Genomic DNA, 18,643 nt, shown 5'->3' with positions numbered 1-18,643 from the left:
TGGCGCCTCTGATCAAAAAGTGCGCAATTCTAGCGAGCGTACGGTCGCTTGACCAGCAGAAATACGACGAACGCTGCGCTATGCTTCGCGCCAGTGCGTCGTGGCAATTGCATGCCCCTGACGCACCTGTGAATTCTACCGGTCTAGATGGCCATGTGCGGGAGTGTTCGATGGTTCAGGCAAGCAGTCACGCCGAAGGCGGGCACGCGGGCGAGCAAGGCGCGACCAGGTCTTTGGGCCTGCTGGTAGCAGCCGTTGGGGTTGTCTATGGCGACATCGGTACCAGCCCGTTGTATACCCTGAAGGAGGTATTCACCGGCGGTTATGGGGTACCGGTCAACCATGATGGTGTACTTGGGATCCTCTCGCTGATCCTCTGGTCATTGCTGTGGGTGGTGTCGTTCAAATATGTGATGTTCATCCTGCGCGCCGACAACCAGGGCGAGGGCGGTACCATGGCGTTGACCGCGCTGGCACGCCGGGCAACGGCGGCCTACCCGCGCCTGCGCACGCTGATGGTGGTCTGCGGGCTGATCGGCGCTTCGTTGTTCTACGGTGACAGCATGATTACCCCGGCGGTGTCGGTGTTGTCGGCGGTGGAAGGTATGGGCCTGGCGTTCGACGGTATCGACCACTGGGTGGTGCCCATTTCGCTGGTAGTGCTGGTGGCGTTGTTTCTGGTGCAGAAACACGGCACGGACAAGATCGGCAAGCTGTTCGGGCCGATCATGGTGGTCTGGTTCCTGGCGCTGGCGGCATTGGGCGTGCTTGGCATCTCGCAGAGCCCCGAAGTGCTGAAGGCATTCAACCCTGCCTGGGCTGTGAACTTCTTCCTCGTCCACCCTGGCATGGGCGTGGCCATTCTCGGTGCCGTGGTGCTGGCGCTGACCGGAGCCGAAGCGCTGTATGCCGACATGGGCCATTTCGGCCGCAAGCCGATCGCTCGCGCCTGGTTCGCGCTGGTGCTGCCGGCGCTGGTGCTCAACTACTTCGGCCAAGGCGCGCTATTGCTGCAAAACCCCGAGGCTGCTCGCAACCCCTTCTATCTGCTTGCGCCCGGCTGGGCACTGCTGCCAATGGTCGGGCTGGCTACCCTGGCCACAGTGATCGCTTCGCAGGCAGTCATCTCCGGGGCCTTCTCCCTGACCCGCCAAGCCATTCAACTTGGTTATATCCCGCGCATGCAGATCCAGCACACCTCTAGCCAGGAGCAAGGGCAGATCTACATCGGCGCGGTGAACTGGACATTGATGGTCGGCGTAGTCCTGCTGGTGATCGGATTCGAGTCTTCCGGCGCTTTGGCGGCGGCTTACGGGGTGGCCGTGACCGGGACCATGCTGATGACCACCATTCTGGTGTCGGCGGTGATGCTGCTACTGTGGAAATGGCCACCGGTGCTAGCGGTACCGATCCTGGTGGGCTTCCTTTTGGTCGATGGGCTGTTCTTCGCCGCCAACGTGCCGAAGATCGTCCAGGGCGGCGCCTTCCCCGTGTTGGCAGGCGGTGTGCTGTTCCTGTTGATGAGCACCTGGAAGCGCGGCAAGCAGATCCTGGTAGAGCGTATCGATGAGGGCGGGCTGCCGCTGCCTATCTTCATCAGCAGTATCCGCGTGCAACCGCCACACCGGGTCGAAGGCACGGCAGTGTTCCTCACTGCGCGAGCTGATGCGGTGCCCCATGCGCTGCTGCACAACATGCTGCACAACCAGGTGCTGCACAGCCAAGTGGTATTGCTGACGGTGGTCAGCGAGGATCGACCGCGGGTGCCGGAGCAGGAGCGGTTCGAAGTCGATGCCTACGGCGATGGCTTCTTCCGCGTGCTGTTGCACTTCGGCTTCATGGACGAACCAGACGTACCGGCGGCCCTGAAGCTGTGCCACTTGGACGACCTGGACTTCAGCCCAATGCGTACCACGTACTTCCTTAGCCGGGAAACCGTGATCGCTTCACGCCTCGAAGGGATGTCACGCTGGCGGGGTAACCTGTTCGCGTTCCTGCTGAAGAATGCCAACGGTAACCTGCGCTTCTTCAACCTGCCGCTGAACCGGGTGATCGAGCTGGGCACCCAGGTAGAGATATGAGTGGGCGGGGCCGCCTGGCGGCCCCGCCTTTTTCAGTTCTGTGCAGCCACGCTGGACTTGCCTTGGCGGGTTTCGATTTCGTCGATCAGGCGCTTGGCGAGCGCGGGGTAGTTTTCGTCGAAGTGGTGGCCGCCTGGCAGCTTCATGCGCTCACCGACTGCAGTTTTGTCGGTGCAGCCACTTTCGTCGGTTTCTTCCACGCCGTACACGCAGACCACCTTGGCCGCGGGCAGTTTGGCCATTTCCGGCCCGGTAGGCGCTTCCTGGCCTTCCTTGCCCAGCCAGCCCTCAACTTCGATCTCGAAGCTGCCGCTGCGCGCGAAGGCCAGCAGCATCACTGCATCGATACGCTGCTGATCCTCTACCGGCAGGCGGTTGTAGATGGCCGGCAATACATCGGCGCCGAACGAGTAACCGGTCAGCACGAAACGCTTGGTGCCCCACTTCTGGCGATAGTGCTGCATCAGCTCCGACAGGTCGGCGGCGCTTTGCTCTGGAGTCTTGTGCTGCCAGTAATAGCGCAAGGTGTCGATGCCGACCACGGGATACCCGAGCTTGGCCATTTCGCCTGCCACGTCGCGGTCCAGGTCACGCCAGCCGCCGTCGCCAGACAGGAACAGGGTGACGGTATCGGTGGTCTGGCCGGCTGGGACTTCCACCACCGGAATGGCCAGGGCGTTGCCGTCGCGGCCCACCAAGGCTTGGGTCAGCTGGGCCTTGAGCACCTGGGGCAGGTGGATGTCGTAGTCGCTGATGCTGGTTTCGGCGTTGGCCTGATCGCGTACGAAGGCGGCGCTGGCGTCGTCCGGGTTGTCGTTCCAGGCCACGTTCCAGTGGCCGTGGGGGGCCGACTTCGGCAGCTCGACCTTGCAGCCAGGCTGCTCCAGGGTGAAGTCCACCGAAACCGCCCGCGCCTTGTCATCGGTTTGGCTGGCCAGCCAGCGCCATGCTTGGGCAGCCCCTGGGCCAATGCCGGCGACCAGCGTCGGTTTGTCAGCGAGCTGGGTCATTGCCTGATCCATCACCGCTTGTTGCTTGGCGCAGTCATTGGGCGGCAGAACCACCTGAACCAGCTGCGCCTCGGCCGCTTGGCTGAGGTCGAGCAACTGCTTGTCGGTCAGGGCCTGGTCCTGGGGCACGCCAATGGCGACCCGGGCCTTGGCGTGAACGCCTGGAGTGACCCGGGTGATGCGGGTGTCGTTGAGGGTCAGTTGCTCCAGCCTTGCCTCGGGCGCAGGGCGGGTCCACAACCAGAAGCCCGCTGCGCCGCCCAGTACGGCCAGCAAAAGAGGAATCAGTACGTAAAGCCAATAGCGTCGGATCATCAGCGTTTCACCAATCCAGTCAGGCCGCCAGCAATCAGGGCGGCAGTATCGGCCAGTGCTACCAGCGGGTCGAGCCCGGCCGGCACGGCCATGTAACGAGGTTCCCAGTCCGGCTGGAACTTGTCCTTGAAGCGCCGCAGGCCTTGGAAGTTGTAGAGCTGTTCACCACGGCGGAACACCATCGAGCCCAGACGCTGGGTCAAGGGCGCGCCACGCCGTGGCTGCAAGCCTGAAAGCGGGACCATACCCAGGCTGAAACGGCCGTAATCATGGCTTTTGTAATGCAGGATCAGGCCGATCATCATGAACTCCATGGTCAGCTTCGGCGCCTCGGGGTGAGCGCGCATCAGGTCGAGGCTGGCCAGTTCGTTGCTGTGGGTTTCCAGCAGGTTGGCAAATGCCACTGGCCGGCCTTGGAAACGAATCAGAGCGATACGGAAGTGCTGCAGATACTCGGGGCTGAAGCGCCCTAGCGAGAACCCTTTTTCGCGTACGTTCTTGCCATTTAGCCAGGCGTCGGAGATTTCCTTGAGCTCGGCCAGCGGCGCCTGGCCGGGTTCGTGGATTTCCAGGCTTAGGCCATCGCGCCCACCACGGTTCCAGGTGTAGCGCAGGTCCTTCATCTCTTTACCCTTGGCTTCGAGATCGAAGCGGCGCAAGTCGACCCGCGCTTCTTCGCCCAGCTTCAGGGCCGTCAGGCCGATATCCATGTAGAACGGCAGGTTTTCCGCGCGCACCTGGTAGAACACCGGGCGGGCATGGTGAAGGTCGCACAGGTCGCGGAACTGCCAGATCATCTCGGCGCGTTCCTGGGCCGGGCCGATCGGGTCGTAGAGTGCCACCAGGCTGCGGCCGCGACGGGCATACATCAGGAACGCATTGTCGTTGGGGTGGAAAAGCAACGCCTTGTCGCCGGTCAACGCCAGACCGCCGTCGGGTTGGTCGGACGCCTGCAGGATGCGGTTGGCACGCTGCAATTCGGTTTCATCTGGCAGGTGAATGACCGGGCGTGCAGTGCGCAGCAGCCAGGTGAGGGCGACGATCACCAGCAGTACTGCGCTACCCAGTGCAGCACGCAGACCCCGCGGGGCATCGGCGTCCAGGGTGAATTGCCACCAGAGCTTGTGGGTGTAGGGCACGTCCTGATAAGCGAACAGCAACAGCCACACCGACGCGCCGACCACGCAAGCGCTGGCCACCAGGTAAACCGGTGAGAACGGCAGCTCGAGCAGCCGGCTCGGTCGATAGAACGAGCGGCGGAAAACGGCCAGCAGCGCGGCGGTGAAGGTCAGCAGGCTGGCCTCTTCCCAGTCGAAGCCTTTGAGCAGCGAGAGTAGTGCGCCAACCAACAACAGCACGGTAGTCAGCAGCCAAGCCGCAGACAGCCTACGGCGCAGGCCTTGAGCCAGTAACAGGCAGAGCACGCCAATCAGGCTGGCGCCAAAGTGCGATGCATCGATCAGCCGGTGGGGTACCAGAAAACCCATGTGTTCGAGGCGCGTGTCGATCTCTGGCGTGGCGCCGGAGAACAGCAGCACCACGCCCGAGAGGAACACCAGGATCGCCAGAATCGGCGCACCCAGCCCCGAGGCCGCCTTGATGGCTTGCTGGGCGTAAAGCAGGCGGCGCGCCTCGTTGGCCAGCAGCAACACGCAGGCCAGCAACAAGGGCAGTACCACGTAGATCAACCGGTACAGAAGCAGGGCCGCCGCCAGCGGCGCGGCACCCAGTTGGTCGGCGAAAGCCGCCAGCAGGATCGCCTCGAATACACCCACGCCACCGGGTACATGGCTCAGCACCCCAGCGGCGAGGGCCAGCAGGTAAACCAGTACGAAGGCACCGAAGGGCGGGGCCTCAGGCAGCAGCAGGTAGAGCACGGTCGCGGCAGCGGCAACGTCGAGTGCGGTGATCAGCAACTGCAAGGCGGCCAAGCGGCCACCAGGCAGGCGCAGGGTGCGGCGGCCCAGCTGTACCAGCAGATTGTCAGCCAGCGGTTGCTCCGGCAGGCGTCGGCGGTAGAGCCCGATCACCAGTATGGCGCTCAGAGCCAATACAGCGATGGCGATGCCGGCCAGCACTGTTGTAGGCAAGCGCAGTGCAGCTGACGCTGCGGGAAGGTTGCTCAAGGTGGCCAGTGCAGCCAGAGGTGGCAGCGCCGTACCCAAGGAAAGGCTTGCAAACACGGTCATGCGGGCGACTTCGGCCGCACCCAGACCCTGGCGTGCATACAGGCGGTAGCGCACAGAGCCGCCCGATAGCATCGACAACCCGATCGCGTTACCGATGGCAAAGGCGCTGAAGCCGCCCATCACCAGCGTCCTGGCGGGTAACTTGACGGCCGCGTAACGGCTAGCCGACCACTCGTAACCCAGCAGGATCACGAAACCCGCCACCGTTGCCAGCAGCGCACCGGTCAGAGACTTTGCCGGGACCTCCAGCATGGCATCGTGCAAGGCATAGATATCCAGTTCACTCAGCAGGTGCCGGCATGCGATCAGCGCCATGGCAAACAGCAGCAAGGTCACGGCCAGGCCGATTGGCTGACGGTAACGGCTCACGCGTTCCAGCCAGGGCAAGCGCTGAGCAGCAGTGGGCAGTGCTGCGGCCAGAGGCACTTCAGGTTCAGGGGTGTGCGATGTCATGAGATGCCTCGGGCGTGGTGCGCGAGGACGGGGAGAGCTGCGGCCAAGTGAAAGTCCCTTTGGTAAACGTATCCGGATATTACTCCGGACAACGTTACTTTCAGTCGTCCGGCAGCGTTAAAGATAGTTCATCCACACGTCGTCATCTCAAACGCGCTGCTTTGACGGTGTTGGAAGTTTTTTCGGGTGACTGAACGCAACGAACCCCGCGCTGTTTTTACACAGGCGGGGTTCGTTCTGACGAATATGGTTGCGGGAGCCGGATTTGAACCGACGACCTTCGGGTTATGAGCCCGACGAGCTACCAGGCTGCTCCATCCCGCGTCAGAGGTGCGCATTGTATAGAGTAGGGCATGTAAGTCAAGCACTTACTTCCATCTGGTTCACTATGGTTGGTTTTGCTTTTCTTAGGCCAAAGAAAAAGGCCACTGCGTTAACAGTGGCCTTTTCTTGAATCTGGTTGCGGGAGCCGGATTTGAACCGACGACCTTCGGGTTATGAGCCCGACGAGCTACCAGGCTGCTCCATCCCGCGCCTGTGGAACCGAATTCTACAGTGATCGCCACGTGTGTCAAGCGCTAGTTGTTGATTTGCCTTATGTTTTTACGCTGGGTAAAACACGGGCCAAAGAAAAAGGCCACTGCGTGAACAGTGGCCTTTTCTCGAATCTGGTTGCGGGAGCCGGATTTGAACCGACGACCTTCGGGTTATGAGCCCGACGAGCTACCAGGCTGCTCCATCCCGCGCCTGTGAGATCGAATTCTACGCAATTCCTGCTCCATGTCAACATATATCGTAAAAAATCCTTTTTCGTTCAAACTCTTAGCAGCGCTCATGGGCGGCGCAGACGTGGCGGGGCCGCAAAGCCGATGCCTCGGGAGACTGTTTCACGGGTGTCGCTATGCGCTACTATCTGTATGAATTTACAGTGGTGGCTATCATCAATGTCCGTGCGCAAGATCATCCATATCGACTGCGATTGCTTTTACGCCGCGATCGAGATGCGTGACGACCCGCGCTTGGCCGGTCGGCCCATGGCGGTGGGTGGCTCGGCAGAGCGCCGTGGGGTGATTGCCACCTGCAATTATGAGGCCCGCGCCTACGGGGTGCGCTCTGCAATGTCGTCCCGGCATGCGCTGAAGCTTTGCCCTGACCTTGAAATCGTCAAGCCACGATTTGAGGCTTACCGGGAAGCCTCGCGGGAGATTCATGCCATTTTCCGTGACTACACCGAATTGATCGAGCCGCTGTCATTGGATGAGGCCTACCTGGACGTCAGTGAAAGTCAGTGGTACGCAGGCAGTGCCACACGAATCGCTGAGGATATTCGCCGACGGGTCGCCCGTACCCTACACATAACCGTCTCCGCGGGTGTCGCGCCTAACAAGTTTCTGGCCAAGATCGCCAGCGACTGGCGCAAGCCCAATGGGTTGTTCGTGATCACCCCCGACCAAGTCGAAGCCTTCGTAGCGGCCTTGCCGGTGGCCAAGCTACATGGTGTTGGCAAGGTCACCGCCGACAAGCTGAGCCGCCTGGGGATAGACACCTGCCTTGATTTGCGTGAGTGGTCACGGTTGGCACTGGCCCGTGAGTTCGGCAGTTTTGGCGAGCGGCTTTGGGGGTTGGCCCGAGGGATTGATGAACGAGCCGTGCAAAACGATAGCCGCAGGCAGTCGGTGAGTGTCGAAAATACTTATGACAACGACCTACCGGACCTGGCCAGCTGCCTGGAGCGCTTACCTGAACTGCTCGACAGCCTCAATGAGCGGATCGCCCGTATGGACAGCAGTTATCGGCCCGATAAACCCTTCGTCAAGGTCAAATTCCATGACTTCAGCCAGACGACGATGGAGCAGGCGGGGGCGGGCAGGGACTTGGAGAGTTACCGTAAATTGCTGGGGCAGGCTTTCGCCCGTGGTGGCAAGCCGGTGCGTTTACTGGGAGTAGGGGTCAGATTACGCGACCTGCGCGGTGCCCATGAACAATTGGAGCTGTTTCCCGGCAATTAAAAAGGGCCGCGTTGCGGCCCTTCATCTAACGTGCTGCTTACTGCGCACCTGGGTCAGCAACAAGGCGGCCGGTAGCCTTGGTCAGGGCTGACAGAAACTCCTGCTGCAGCTCTGGATCATTGCGCGTCAGCTCGATCAGGCTTTGCTCCATCTCGCTGGCTTCTTCCTCAAGGCCCAGTTCGGACAAGCGCTTCACCCGATGTACCCACTGCCCGACATCGTCATCTTCCAGGTCATCGAAGATCAGCTCATGGGCTTCGCGCAGCTTGTCGCGCAAAGTAGCGCTGACCAGCAGACTTGCATCGCCTCGTACGCCATTGTCCTCGTCCACCACCTGCAGGTGCAGGGTGCCGACGTGGTTCAGATGCTGTTCCGAGAACGGACTGTCCAACAGGTTCAAGCGCAGCACGCCGTTTTTGTCGGTAGTCAGCTCGTGGGTCATCTTGCCAGCCTTGACTTCGACCAGTCGCTCGCTCCAAGGGATGCTGGTGAACTCTTCGCGCTTGTCCTTCTGCACTTCGCTGATGCCTGCCAGATTCTGTTGCGCGCGGCCATTGGATGGTGCGTTCATGAACGGGTTAAGCCCATCGACGCCGTAGCTTAGCCAGTCATGGGTCATGCTTTGCGGAAGATTGCCCAGAGCGAACACGTTCACCACATTGGCGCCGATGCCTGCCACTACGGCCACCGCACCAAGCGGGATCTCATAGATTTCCCGCCAGGGTTGGTAAGGTGTGTAGCGATCGTAGCGCCGGGTCACTTCGTAGTCGGTGACCTCGAAACGCTTCTGTTCATGGATGCGCACCCGCCGTTGCGGAAGCTCCATCACCTTGGGCTCGCCGACATCTATCTGCAGGGTGTGTTCGAGCAGCTTGCGCTCGACGCGCTCCTCATGGTCGCTGCGCTGAGACATCTGGTTGGCGCAACCACTGACGAGCAGAGCACCGCACAATGCGGTGCCCCCCAGGGTAAAGGTACTTCGCTTGGACATGATCACTCGTGCATTGATTATCAGCGGCGAACGCGGGCCTGCAGGAAGCTCAGCACTTCGTTGAGCGGCAGCTGCTTAGCGTCCTGCTCGGTGCGGTGCTTGTACTCCAGATTACCGTCAGCAAGGCCCCGGTCGCTGACCACGATCCGGTGCGGGATGCCGATCAGCTCCATATCGGCGAACTTGATGCCGGGGCTGGTTTTCTTGTCGCGGTCGTCCAGCAGCACCTCGTAGCCGGCCGCGGTCAGTTCGGCGTACAGCTTGTCGGTGGCCTCGCGCACCACGTCGGTTTCATAGCGCAGCGGCACCAGGGCGATCTGGAAGGGCGCCAGGGCGTCGTTCCAGATGATGCCCTTGTCGTCGTAGCTCTGCTCGATCGCGGCGGCAACTACGCGGGACACGCCGATGCCGTAGCAGCCCATGGCCAGAGTGACCGGCTTGCCATTCTCGCCCAGTACCTGGCACTTGAGGGCCTCGCTGTACTTGGTACCCAGCTGGAAGATGTGACCCACTTCGATGCCGCGCTTGATTACCAAGGTGCCTTGGCCATCCGGGCTTGGGTCACCTTCGACGACATTGCGCAGGTCGGCGACCTGCGGAACTGGCAGGTCACGCTCCCAGTTCACGCCGAAGTAGTGCTTGTCGTCGATGTTGGCGCCAATGCCGAAGTCGCTCATCAGTGCGACCGAACGATCGATTACGATTTCCAATGGCAGGTTCAGCGGGCCAAGCGAACCTGCACCAGCGCCGATCGCCTCGCGCAGTTCGGCATCGGTGGCCATGACCAGTGGGTCGGCAACCTGTTCCAGCTTGGCGGCCTTGATTTCGTTGAGCTCGTGGTCGCCACGCACGATCAGGGCGACCAGCTTGCCTTCCTCGGCGCCACGCACGATCAGGGTCTTGACGGTCTTTTCGATCGCCAGGCCGTGGTTTTCCACCAATTGCGCGATGGTCTTGGCATTAGGGGTGTCCACTAGGCGCAGTTCTTCGGTTGGCGCAGGGCGCACGGTTTCACGCGGGATGGCTTCGGCCTTCTCGATGTTGGCAGCGTAATCGGAGCTGTCGCTGAAGATCACGTCGTCTTCGCCCGATTCGGCCAGCACGTGGAATTCGTGGGAGTAGCTGCCACCGATGGAGCCGGTGTCGGCCTGCACCGGACGGAAGTCCAGGCCCAGGCGGGTGAAGATGTTGCTGTACGCCTGGTGCATGCGGTCGTAGGTTTCCTGCAGGGAAGCCTGATCGGCATGGAAGGAGTAGGCATCCTTCATGATGAACTCGCGGCCGCGCATCAAGCCGAAGCGTGGGCGGATCTCATCACGGAATTTGGTCTGGATCTGGTACATGTTGAGTGGCAGCTGTTTATAGCTGGACAGCTCGTTGCGGGCCAGGTCGGTGATCACTTCTTCGTGGGTCGGGCCGACGCAGAACTCGCGCTGATGGCGGTCTTTGAGACGCAGCAGCTCGGGACCGTACTGCTCCCAGCGGCCCGATTCCTGCCAAAGCTCGGCAGGTTGGATGCTTGGCATCAGCACTTCCAGGGCACCGGCGGCGTTCATTTCCTCGCGCACCACGGCCTCGACCTTGCGCATTACCCGCAGGCCCATTGGCAGCCAGGTGTACAGGCCGGAGGCCAGTTTGCGGATCATGCCGGCACGCAGCATGAGCTGATGGCTGATGACCACTGCATCGGCAGGGGTTTCTTTCTGGGTGGCGAGCAAATATTGACTGGTGCGCATGGTTAGCCGTGTCGATTGCCTAAGACGTTGAAATAGCCCCGCATTGTACGGGGGTGAAACGAAGGCGTACAGGATGCCCCAGGGCGTGGCAGTTGTCAGCCAAGAAAAAGCCCGGCAACTGTGCCGGGCTTTTCAGGTGCGGTGCACTATAAGCCAGGCTTACAGGATGCTCAGCGGGTACTCGACGATCAGGCGCAGTTCGTCGATCGAGCTCGAACCATAGTAAACGCCATCGCTGGAGCGGTAGGTAGCCTGACGCACGCGGAAGCTCAGGTCCTTGGCTGGGCCTTCTTGCAGCACGTACTTGACGTCTACGTCACGTTCCCATTCCTTGCCATTGCTGGTGGAACCGGTGTTGGCATCGCTACCACGTACGTAACGGGTCATGAAGGTCAGGCCTGGCACGCCGTATTCGGCGAAGTTCAGGTCGTAGCGAGCCTGCCAGGATTTTTCGTCTTCAGCGTTGAAGTCGGAACGGGCCACGGAGTTGGCCAGGAAGATGGTGCCGCCGCCGTCCACGCCGTAGCCGTAGTCGCCGTCGCCGGTGACTTTCTGATAGGCCAGGGTGAAGGTGTGAGCGCCGATGTTATAGGCGCCGGACAGGCTGAAGGCGCGGTTGTCGAGCTTGGTCACGCCATCTTTCTCGGCGCGCTGCAGGCCCTGGCCATCGCTTTTGGTGTCATAGATGTTGAAGTCGAACACCAGGCCTTGCTTGTCCGAGAGTGGCAGAGCCCAGTTCACGTTGGCGTAGTACTTGCGCCAGTAGTCTTCGACCTTGGAGTAGTACAGGCTGGTGGAAACGTTGTCGGTGAAGGCATAGGTGCCACCAATGACGTCGGCTTCTTTGAGGTGCAGGCTGTCATGGAAGGTCTGGGACTGAGCGTTCAGCGCGGTGAAGCGGCCGGCGTTCAGGGTCAGGCCCTTGATTTCGCTGCTGGTGATCAGAGCGCCTTGGGCTACTTCTGGCAGCAAGCGGCTGTCATCGGTGGCGAACACCGGCATGGCAGTGAACTGATCGCCGACTTTCAGCACGGTATCGGAGATGCGCAGCTTGACTGCGCCGCCGCCTTCGGAGAATTCATCCTGGGCACGGCCATCGGCGTCAGTCGGGAACTGGCCGGTGCTGTGGCGGCCTTTGCCGCTGTCGAGTTTCAGGCCGAGCATGCCGATGGCATCGATACCCACACCGACGGTGCCTTGGGTAAAACCAGACTCGTAGGTGCCCAGGAAACCAAGGCCGGTTTCTTCCACGCGGCTTTGAGAGCCTGGCGCGTTGTTACGGAAATCGCGGCTGAAATACAGCATGCGAGTCTTGACGTTCAGCTTGCTGTCTTCGAGGAAGCCCTTGGATTCGTCCTGGGACGAGGCTACGGCCATCTGCGAGGTCCCTGCCGCAACGGCCAGGGCGATCATGCTCCACTTCATCACGCGCATCGTGACTTGCTCCTTTGGTTTTTAGGAAGAGTACCGCTGCGCCCAAGTTTTTTAGTTATATGGGGCAGCTCTTTCTTGTTATGTCGGCGGAAATGTATAGCACGCTGACTGTTGTTGGCGATATGGCAAAGATCATCTTTACGGAACTTTTTGGCCATGTCGCTTTTAAGTATTTCCCTGTCGCAAATCACGCTCCGTCTTAACGGTTCGTGAAACTCCAGCGCTGTCTCAATGCCTGGATTCTGCAGCTTTGCAGCCTCCTGACGAATGAAACTCCCTGGTGCACCCATTTCGCTGTGGTTGCCTGTCGCGTCACCTGACATTGCAGGTGTCGTGCCGACTTGGCGTGGAAGGAATGCAACAAGCGTGCACAAAATTAACAACGGCTAATGAAATTTTCACAAATGCGGTGAGGCTCAGCGCAAAACCGCCGAAAACACGGGCTAGGAGCTGTCAGATGGTGTGCCAGCTTAGAGGTCGGGCGCCAGGGAAAAAGCTGCCATAAAAGTCAATGTGTTACCGGCAACTGTTGATCCACAGTCACTCATGTGAGTAGAAGTGTGGTGCTACACCTATTTGCGGCATCATTTTGGTGCGAAAAGTAGCGCTGTGTTACCGCAATTGTGCGTGACCTGCAGGTTGGCTAGTTTCGGCCTGCATCGCGGGCGGTTTCATGCCGGTTCAAGCGAAGCACGGTATCCTTGGCGCATCCTGTTAAGAGTGGAGACTTTTTGTGTTTGATATGGATTCGCGTTTGCAACAAGATTCCCTGGTGCTGGGTGATTTGCCGTTATGCCGTTTGTTACTCAGCAAAGATGCCAATTATCCCTGGTTCATACTGGTGCCCAGGCGAGCGAATGTAAGCGAAGTGTTTGACCTTAGCGCGCAAGACCAAGCGCAGCTCTGGAAAGAAACGAGCAACCTTGCCCAGGCGCTTAAACAGGAATTCGCAGCGGACAAGATGAATGTCGCGACCCTTGGGAATGTGGTCGGCCAGCTGCATATGCATGTGATCGTTCGCTACGAGACTGACGTAGCGTGGCCTGCACCGGTCTGGGGCAAAGTGCCGGCAAGCGAGTATATTTCGGGGCAGGTCGACGCGATTCGTCAGCGCCTGCGCACAATTCTGACCCAAGATTATCAAGAGGCTCCCTATGTCGCCGGATGAGCGCATCATCGAGCTGGAGACCCGTCAGGCCTTCCAGGACGATACGATTCAGGCACTCAATGATGTGGTGATCGAGCAGGGGCGGGTGATCGAGCGCTTGCAACTGCAAATGGCCGAACTGATCAAGCGCTACGAGGAGATGGTGGGGCAATACGGTAGTGAAGGAGAAGAAGCGCCGCCGCCACATTATTGATAGGTCAGCCCTGGGTTGCTCCAGGGCTGGGCAGTTTCAGCGACGGTTGACCGCGACCACGTCTTCGGCCTGCAGGCCTTTGTCACGGTGCATCACCGAGAATTCGACGCGCTGGCCTTCGACCAGAATGCGGTGCCCTTCGCCACGGATGGCGCGGAAGTGAACGAAGATGTCGTCACCCGAATCGCGGGAGATGAAGCCAAAGCCCTTGGATGTGTTGAACCACTTTACGGTGCCAGTATCGCGGGTGCCGGCTTGTGCGGCTGTGCCTTGGCTGGTGCGACCCTTTTTGTTGCTGCGGGCAAATGCGGCTGTCAGGTGCAAGGCAACTGCCAGTGCGGCGCAGACCAGCGCCGCCAGGTTGCCCATTTCCGGGCGTGCCAGCAACGTCAGGGCCTGCAGTACAACAGCCACCGCGAGTAAGGCACACGCGAGGTATTGCAGCTGTTGTCTCGCGCCGCGGTAGTAAACCGGCACGACGGGGGCTAGCAGCAGGTTGAGCAGGCCCAGCAGCGCCAAGTAGACCGCGTCGGGTTGCTGCAGGAAAGGGGTTGCCTCGGTTCTAAGGCTGGGCACGAGCGCGAGCAGCAAAGCCGCAACGCCCGTCACCAGATGGACGATCTTGAACATGGTATGGCTCACAGTTGATTAGGCCGATCACAGGAAGAGCTGGGTGCATGGTGCGCATGAGGTATTGAGCGCGAACACATGGCGGGCCAGCCTATGCACCCGGGCAATAACTGTCCGCACGGGTGGCACCTTGCCTATTTAACAGCAAAGGCACGGGGTTCTCAAACCGAAGGCCGCTGCGCGGTCGTGCGTTGGTCTAGATGCATTTATTTGCGCGGGAAGGTTTTGCCGCTGCTTCCCGCGCCTCGCTCGGCGCTTCATTGAGCCCCAGTTGAGTGAGCTGAGGATGTGGCCAGATGCAAGCAGTCAAGCGTACGGTGAGGGCAGGGGGGTGGCCTGGAAAGCACTGCATAGACCCGTTCAAGGCCGATTTCGATATGTTGCAGACCCAGCCGGTTTCGCGCTCGGTACGGTTGAACGGTTTCTCCACCTGCCTGCGTCTGGAGGCGGTGTACTGGGGTATCCTGGAGCAGATCGCTGCTGTCAATCAGTGTTCGATCAGTGCCGTGCTGTCTTATGTCGATCGCGAGGTGCATCTGCGCCAGGGCGGGGTGCGCAACTTCAGCGGTTTGATCAGAGTGATCTGCGTCGCTTGGTTGCTCGACCCCCCGAGCGCACGCTGATCGCCCGGCGGGCTGCGCAGTGTCGGTTAACCATATATAATCCCGCTTTTTGCTGCCCCGGGCAGCCAGCGTTGTGGTTGACGAGAGACGTTCATGCCCCTTTATGACTATCAATGTGCTTCCTGCGATCACCGGATGGAGGTGCTGCAGAAAATCAGCGCTTCACCGCTGACCGACTGCCCCGCCTGCCAGGCGCCGGCCTTGAAGAAACTGCTGTCGGTCCCTGGCTTTCGCCTCAGTGGCAATGGCTGGTACGAAACCGACTTCAAGACCGGGGCAAAAAAGAACCTGGCCGGTGGCGATAAAGCCGACTGAGTTGAATTGAAGTAGCCGGGTCTTGCAGTATTAGCCCTCTGGGCGGCCAAGGCCTCCAACGAATACACGAATCACGAGAAGCGAAACCACCATCATGATGCGCAGCCATTATTGCGGCCAACTGAACGAGAGCCTGGACGGCCAGGAAGTCACCCTTTGCGGCTGGGTCCATCGTCGCCGCGACCACGGCGGGGTGATCTTCCTCGACATCCGTGACCGCGAAGGCATGGCCCAGGTCGTTTTCGACCCGGATCGCGCCGACACCTTCGCCGCTGCCGACCGCGTACGCAGCGAGTACGTCGTGCAGATCACCGGCAAAGTGCGCAAGCGCCCCGACGGCGCGGTGAACGCCAATATGGCGTCTGGCGCCATCGAGATCCTCGGCTACCAGCTGAACGTGCTCAACGAAGCGGAAACCCCACCGTTCCCGCTGAACGAGTACTCCGACGTCGGTGAGGAAACCCGCCTGCGTTACCGCTTCATCGACCTGCGTCGCCCGGAAATGGCCGACAAGCTGCGCCTGCGCTCGCGCATCACCAGCAGCATCCGCCGCTTCCTCGACGAAAACGGCTTCCTCGACGTCGAAACCCCGATCCTCACCCGCGCCACCCCTGAAGGTGCGCGTGACTATCTGGTGCCAAGCCGTACCCACGCGGGCAGCTTCTTCGCCCTGCCGCAGTCGCCTCAGTTGTTCAAACAATTGCTGATGGTTGCCGGTTTCGACCGCTACTACCAGATCGCCAAGTGCTTCCGCGATGAAGACCTGCGTGCAGACCGCCAGCCGGAATTCACCCAGATCGACATCGAGACCAGCTTCCTCGACGAAACCGAGATCATGGGCCTGACCGAGGGCATGATCCGCAAGCTGTTCAAGGAAGTGCTCGACCTGGAGTTTGGCGAGTTCCCACACATGACCTTCGAAGAGGCCATGCGTCGCTACGGTTCCGATAAGCCAGACCTGCGTAACCCGCTGGAATTGGTAGATGTTGCCGACCAGCTCAAGGACGTGGATTTCAAGGTCTTCGCAGGCCCTGCCAACGATCCGAAGTGCCGTGTCACCGCCCTGCGCCTGCCAGGCGGGGCCAGCATGCCGCGCAGCAAGATCGACGAATACACCAAGTTTGTCGGCATCTACGGTGCCAAGGGCCTGGCCTACATCAAGGTCAATGAGCGCGCCAAGGGCGTTGAAGGCCTGCAGTCGCCAATCGTCAAGAACATTCCTGAGGCCAACCTCAACACCATTCTCGACCGCGTTGGTGCAGTCGATGGTGACATCGTGTTCTTCGGTGCCGACAAGTTCAAGGTCGTCAGCGAAGCCCTGGGCGCGCTGCGTATCCGCCTGGGCCACGACTTCGAGCTGCTGACCTGCGAGTGGGCACCGATGTGGGTGGTCGACTTCCCGATGTTCGAAGAGAACGAAGACGGTAGCTTCACCGCGCTGCACCACCCGTTCACCGCCCCCAAATGCACCCCGCAAGAGCTTGAGGCCAACCCGGCCACTGCCTTGTCGCGGGCGTACGACATGGTGCTCAACGGTACTGAGCTCGGTGGTGGTTCGATTCGTATTCACCGCAAGGAAATGCAGCAAGCGGTATTCCGCCTGCTGGGGATCGAGGCAGAGGAGCAGGAAGAGAAGTTCGGCTTCCTGCTCGATGCACTGAAGTTCGGTGCACCGCCTCACGGTGGCCTGGCGTTTGGCCTGGACCGTCTGGTCATGCTGATGACCGGCGCTCAGTCGATTCGCGAAGTGATCGCCTTCCCGAAAACCCAGAGCGCCGCGTGCGTCATGACCCAGGCTCCTGGCATGGTCGACGCCAAAGCCCTGCGCGAGCTGCACATCCGTCTGCGCGAGCAGACCAAGGTCGAGTAATCGGCCCTGGGCGCATCCGGCGGGTGCGCCCTGGCGCTTCGGCGCAGTATTCCCACGTTCCGCCCTTCGGGGCGGAACCTGTTTCTGTTTCAAGGATTCGGAGTCGTTATGGCTGGTCATTCCAAGTGGGCGAACATCAAGCACCGCAAAGAGCGCCAGGATGCCAAGAGAGGCAAGATCTTCACCAAGTGGATCCGTGAGCTGACCGTTGCCGCCAAGCAGGGTGGTGGCGATCCGGCCTCCAACCCGCGTCTGCGTCTGGCGTTGGACAAGGCACTGGGTGCCAACATGAGCCGCGACATCATCGATCGCGCTATCGCCCGTGGCGCGGGTACCAACGAGAGCGACAACGTCGAAGAGCTCAGCTACGAAGGGTACGGGCCCGGTGGCGTGGCGATCATGGTCGAGGCCATGACCGACAACCGCAACCGCACCGCCGCCGCCGTACGCCATGCCTTCACCAAATGTGGCGGCAACCTTGGCACCGACGGCTCGGTGGCCTATCTGTTCGAGCGCAAGGGGCAGATCAGTTTCGCTCCGGGTATCGAGGAAGATGCCCTGATGGAAGCCGCCATGGAGGCCGACGCTGACGATGTAGTGGCCAACGACGACGGTTCGTTCGAGGTCTTCACCTCGTTCAACAGCTTCTACGCGGTACGTAACGCGCTGGAGGAAGCAGGCTTCAAGGCCGCTGACGCGGAAATCGTCATGCAGCCGACTACCAGTGCCGATCTCGACCAGGACGGCGCCGAGAAGGTGCTCAAGCTGATCGACATGCTCGAAGACCTGGACGACGTACAGAACGTCTATTCCAACGCGCAGATTTCCGACGAGATCATGGAAAAACTTGGCTAAGGTGATTTGGCATTCTGTGCCATCGCCGTGAGCTTCTCAGCGCCTGTGCCGGCCCCTTCGCGGGTATGTCTGTTACCACATTGTGTGTGGATGCAGGCATAACAGCGAAGGGGCCGGCAATCTTTTTACCAATGTAACCTCTGAATGACAGGCGCTATGACTCTGATTCTTGGTATCGACCCCGGCTCACGCATCACTGGTTACGGAGTGGTCCGCCAGACCGCCCGCGGCTGTGAATACGTCGCGTCGGGGTGCATTCGCACTGGCAGTGGTGAACTGCACGAGCGGCTGCAGATTGTTTTTCGCGGTGTCAGCGAGATCATCGCCCAGCACGGCCCTGTCACCATGGGCATCGAACGGGTATTCATGGCACGCAACGCCGACTCTGCGCTCAAGCTCGGCCAAGCCCGTGGCGCGGCCATCGTGGCGGCGGCCGAGGCGGGGCTGGAGATTGCCGAGTACAGTGCCAGCCAGGTCAAGCAAGCTGTTGCCGGTAGCGGTGGGGCCAATAAAGAGCAGGTGATGCTGATGGTTATGCATTTGCTCAAGTTGACTCAGAAGCCGCAGATCGATGCTTCCGACGCCTTGGCCATCGCCTTGTGTCATGCCCATACCCGCTCAAGCCTAGTGCCCCACGGCCTGGCAACCGCTAGGCGGCGTGGCGGGCGCTTGCGTCTGTAACCGCTTCATGCGCTGATACACATTTTGTTCGGGTGAAACGGTCACCCGACACTTTTGCTGATAGGGTTGAGCGGTCTTCGACCGGCTCCC

General features: G+C 60.5%; 16 protein-coding genes and 3 tRNA genes. 9 read left to right on the top strand and 10 right to left on the bottom strand.

What is annotated here, in order from left to right; genetic code table 11:
- The first annotated feature begins 170 nt into the window (after positions 1–170).
- The gene (locus J5M56_RS05860) at positions 171–2,081 is read left to right on the top strand and encodes a potassium transporter Kup (protein WP_207870265.1); all 1,911 of its coding nucleotides are present in this window, start codon (positions 171–173) and stop codon (positions 2,079–2,081) included.
- Positions 2,082–2,113: 32 nt separating this feature from the next.
- On the opposite strand, the gene J5M56_RS05855 is transcribed toward J5M56_RS05860, so the two are convergent.
- The 5 genes from J5M56_RS05855 to J5M56_RS05835 all read right to left on the bottom strand — a co-directional run bounded on the left by J5M56_RS05855 (position 2,114) and on the right by J5M56_RS05835 (position 6,794).
- Positions 2,114–3,406, bottom strand: a complete 1,293-nt coding sequence (locus tag J5M56_RS05855; RefSeq protein WP_060479471.1) for an AcvB/VirJ family lysyl-phosphatidylglycerol hydrolase — start codon at positions 3,404–3,406, stop codon at positions 2,114–2,116.
- Positions 3,406–6,048: a bifunctional lysylphosphatidylglycerol flippase/synthetase MprF gene (mprF, locus tag J5M56_RS05850; protein ID WP_207870263.1), complete on the bottom strand. Its 2,643-nt coding sequence runs from the start codon at positions 6,046–6,048 to the stop codon at positions 3,406–3,408. The genes J5M56_RS05855 and mprF overlap by 1 nt, the downstream gene beginning before the upstream one ends.
- Positions 6,049–6,295: 247 nt before the next feature.
- A tRNA-Met gene (locus tag J5M56_RS05845) sits at positions 6,296–6,372 on the bottom strand.
- 133 nt (positions 6,373–6,505) lie between these two features.
- A tRNA-Met gene (locus tag J5M56_RS05840) sits at positions 6,506–6,582 on the bottom strand.
- A 135-nt stretch (positions 6,583–6,717) separates the two neighbouring features.
- Positions 6,718–6,794, bottom strand: a tRNA-Met gene (locus tag J5M56_RS05835).
- Between the two features lie 204 nt (positions 6,795–6,998).
- Here J5M56_RS05835 and dinB point away from each other — a divergent pair.
- On the top strand, positions 6,999–8,057 hold the full coding sequence (gene dinB, locus J5M56_RS05830) for a DNA polymerase IV (protein WP_186478721.1): 1,059 nt from the start codon (positions 6,999–7,001) through the stop codon (positions 8,055–8,057).
- A gap of 37 nt (positions 8,058–8,094) precedes the next feature.
- Here the strand turns inward: dinB and J5M56_RS05825 are convergent, their stop codons facing one another.
- The 4 genes from J5M56_RS05825 to J5M56_RS05810 all read right to left on the bottom strand — a co-directional run bounded on the left by J5M56_RS05825 (position 8,095) and on the right by J5M56_RS05810 (position 12,541).
- Positions 8,095–9,048, bottom strand: a complete 954-nt coding sequence (locus J5M56_RS05825) for a hypothetical protein (RefSeq protein ID WP_186478683.1) — start codon at positions 9,046–9,048, stop codon at positions 8,095–8,097.
- Between the two features lie 20 nt (positions 9,049–9,068).
- Positions 9,069–10,784, bottom strand: a complete 1,716-nt coding sequence (locus J5M56_RS05820; protein WP_060478846.1) for a proline--tRNA ligase — start codon at positions 10,782–10,784, stop codon at positions 9,069–9,071.
- 159 nt (positions 10,785–10,943) lie between these two features.
- Entirely contained in the window at positions 10,944–12,218 is a 1,275-nt protein-coding gene (locus tag J5M56_RS05815; protein WP_186478682.1) for an OprD family porin, read from the bottom strand.
- On the bottom strand, positions 12,209–12,541 hold the full coding sequence (locus J5M56_RS05810; RefSeq protein WP_207870261.1) for a hypothetical protein: 333 nt from the start codon (positions 12,539–12,541) through the stop codon (positions 12,209–12,211). Before J5M56_RS05810 ends, J5M56_RS05815 begins: the two co-directional genes overlap by 10 nt.
- Before the next feature lie 410 nt (positions 12,542–12,951).
- Between J5M56_RS05810 and J5M56_RS05805 the strand changes: the two genes are divergently transcribed.
- Both J5M56_RS05805 and J5M56_RS05800 read left to right on the top strand, forming a co-directional pair.
- The gene (locus J5M56_RS05805; RefSeq protein ID WP_186478680.1) at positions 12,952–13,386 is read left to right on the top strand and encodes an HIT domain-containing protein; all 435 of its coding nucleotides are present in this window, start codon (positions 12,952–12,954) and stop codon (positions 13,384–13,386) included.
- A complete protein-coding gene (locus J5M56_RS05800) occupies positions 13,373–13,579 on the top strand; it encodes a SlyX family protein (RefSeq protein ID WP_060478849.1) in 207 nt (68 codons plus the stop codon). Before J5M56_RS05805 ends, J5M56_RS05800 begins: the two co-directional genes overlap by 14 nt.
- Positions 13,580–13,615: 36 nt before the next feature.
- On the opposite strand, the gene J5M56_RS27035 is transcribed toward J5M56_RS05800, so the two are convergent.
- The gene (locus J5M56_RS27035) at positions 13,616–14,209 is read right to left on the bottom strand and encodes a cold-shock protein (RefSeq protein WP_186478679.1); all 594 of its coding nucleotides are present in this window, start codon (positions 14,207–14,209) and stop codon (positions 13,616–13,618) included.
- Positions 14,210–14,505: 296 nt separating this feature from the next.
- Between J5M56_RS27035 and J5M56_RS05790 the strand changes: the two genes are divergently transcribed.
- The 5 genes from J5M56_RS05790 (at position 14,506) to ruvC (ending at position 18,553) form a co-directional block, all read left to right on the top strand.
- The gene (locus tag J5M56_RS05790) at positions 14,506–14,832 is read left to right on the top strand and encodes a ribbon-helix-helix domain-containing protein (protein WP_186478678.1); all 327 of its coding nucleotides are present in this window, start codon (positions 14,506–14,508) and stop codon (positions 14,830–14,832) included.
- Positions 14,833–14,925: 93 nt separating this feature from the next.
- The gene (locus J5M56_RS05785) at positions 14,926–15,147 is read left to right on the top strand and encodes a zinc ribbon domain-containing protein (protein ID WP_060478852.1); all 222 of its coding nucleotides are present in this window, start codon (positions 14,926–14,928) and stop codon (positions 15,145–15,147) included.
- Positions 15,148–15,241: 94 nt separating this feature from the next.
- A complete protein-coding gene (gene aspS, locus J5M56_RS05780) occupies positions 15,242–17,017 on the top strand; it encodes an aspartate--tRNA ligase (protein WP_060478853.1) in 1,776 nt (591 codons plus the stop codon).
- A 108-nt stretch (positions 17,018–17,125) separates the two neighbouring features.
- Complete coding sequence (locus J5M56_RS05775; RefSeq protein ID WP_186478677.1) at positions 17,126–17,872, top strand: YebC/PmpR family DNA-binding transcriptional regulator; 747 nt, start codon at positions 17,126–17,128, stop codon at positions 17,870–17,872.
- Between the two features lie 156 nt (positions 17,873–18,028).
- Positions 18,029–18,553 (top strand): crossover junction endodeoxyribonuclease RuvC, encoded by a 525-nt coding sequence (ruvC, locus tag J5M56_RS05770; protein ID WP_167276208.1) that lies wholly within the window; start codon positions 18,029–18,031, stop codon positions 18,551–18,553.
- Positions 18,554–18,643 lie beyond the last annotated feature (90 nt).

The organism is Pseudomonas sp. 51_B (genome assembly GCF_017491595.1).
Taxonomy (GTDB): domain Bacteria; phylum Pseudomonadota; class Gammaproteobacteria; order Pseudomonadales; family Pseudomonadaceae; genus Aquipseudomonas; species Aquipseudomonas promysalinigenes.
Note: the sequence above shows the minus strand (reverse complement) of the source record. Positions and strands in the feature narration are given on the sequence as shown.

Coding starts and splice junctions, on each gene's coding strand:
- J5M56_RS05855 (WP_060479471.1), bottom strand. CDS start 3,406: ATGATCCGACGCTATTGGCTTTACGTACTGATTCCTCTTTTGCTGGCC.
- mprF (WP_207870263.1), bottom strand. CDS start 6,048: ATGACATCGCACACCCCTGAACCTGAAGTGCCTCTGGCCGCAGCACTG.
- J5M56_RS27035 (WP_186478679.1), bottom strand. CDS start 14,209: ATGTTCAAGATCGTCCATCTGGTGACGGGCGTTGCGGCTTTGCTGCTC.
- J5M56_RS05785 (WP_060478852.1), top strand. CDS start 14,926: ATGCCCCTTTATGACTATCAATGTGCTTCCTGCGATCACCGGATGGAG.
- J5M56_RS05800 (WP_060478849.1), top strand. CDS start 13,373: ATGTCGCCGGATGAGCGCATCATCGAGCTGGAGACCCGTCAGGCCTTC.
- ruvC (WP_167276208.1), top strand. CDS start 18,029: ATGACTCTGATTCTTGGTATCGACCCCGGCTCACGCATCACTGGTTAC.
- J5M56_RS05820 (WP_060478846.1), bottom strand. CDS start 10,784: ATGCGCACCAGTCAATATTTGCTCGCCACCCAGAAAGAAACCCCTGCC.
- J5M56_RS05815 (WP_186478682.1), bottom strand. CDS start 12,218: ATGCGCGTGATGAAGTGGAGCATGATCGCCCTGGCCGTTGCGGCAGGG.
- aspS (WP_060478853.1), top strand. CDS start 15,242: ATGATGCGCAGCCATTATTGCGGCCAACTGAACGAGAGCCTGGACGGC.
- J5M56_RS05860 (WP_207870265.1), top strand. CDS start 171: ATGGTTCAGGCAAGCAGTCACGCCGAAGGCGGGCACGCGGGCGAGCAA.
- J5M56_RS05775 (WP_186478677.1), top strand. CDS start 17,126: ATGGCTGGTCATTCCAAGTGGGCGAACATCAAGCACCGCAAAGAGCGC.
- J5M56_RS05825 (WP_186478683.1), bottom strand. CDS start 9,048: ATGTCCAAGCGAAGTACCTTTACCCTGGGGGGCACCGCATTGTGCGGT.
- J5M56_RS05790 (WP_186478678.1), top strand. CDS start 14,506: ATGCAAGCAGTCAAGCGTACGGTGAGGGCAGGGGGGTGGCCTGGAAAG.
- J5M56_RS05810 (WP_207870261.1), bottom strand. CDS start 12,541: ATGTCAGGTGACGCGACAGGCAACCACAGCGAAATGGGTGCACCAGGG.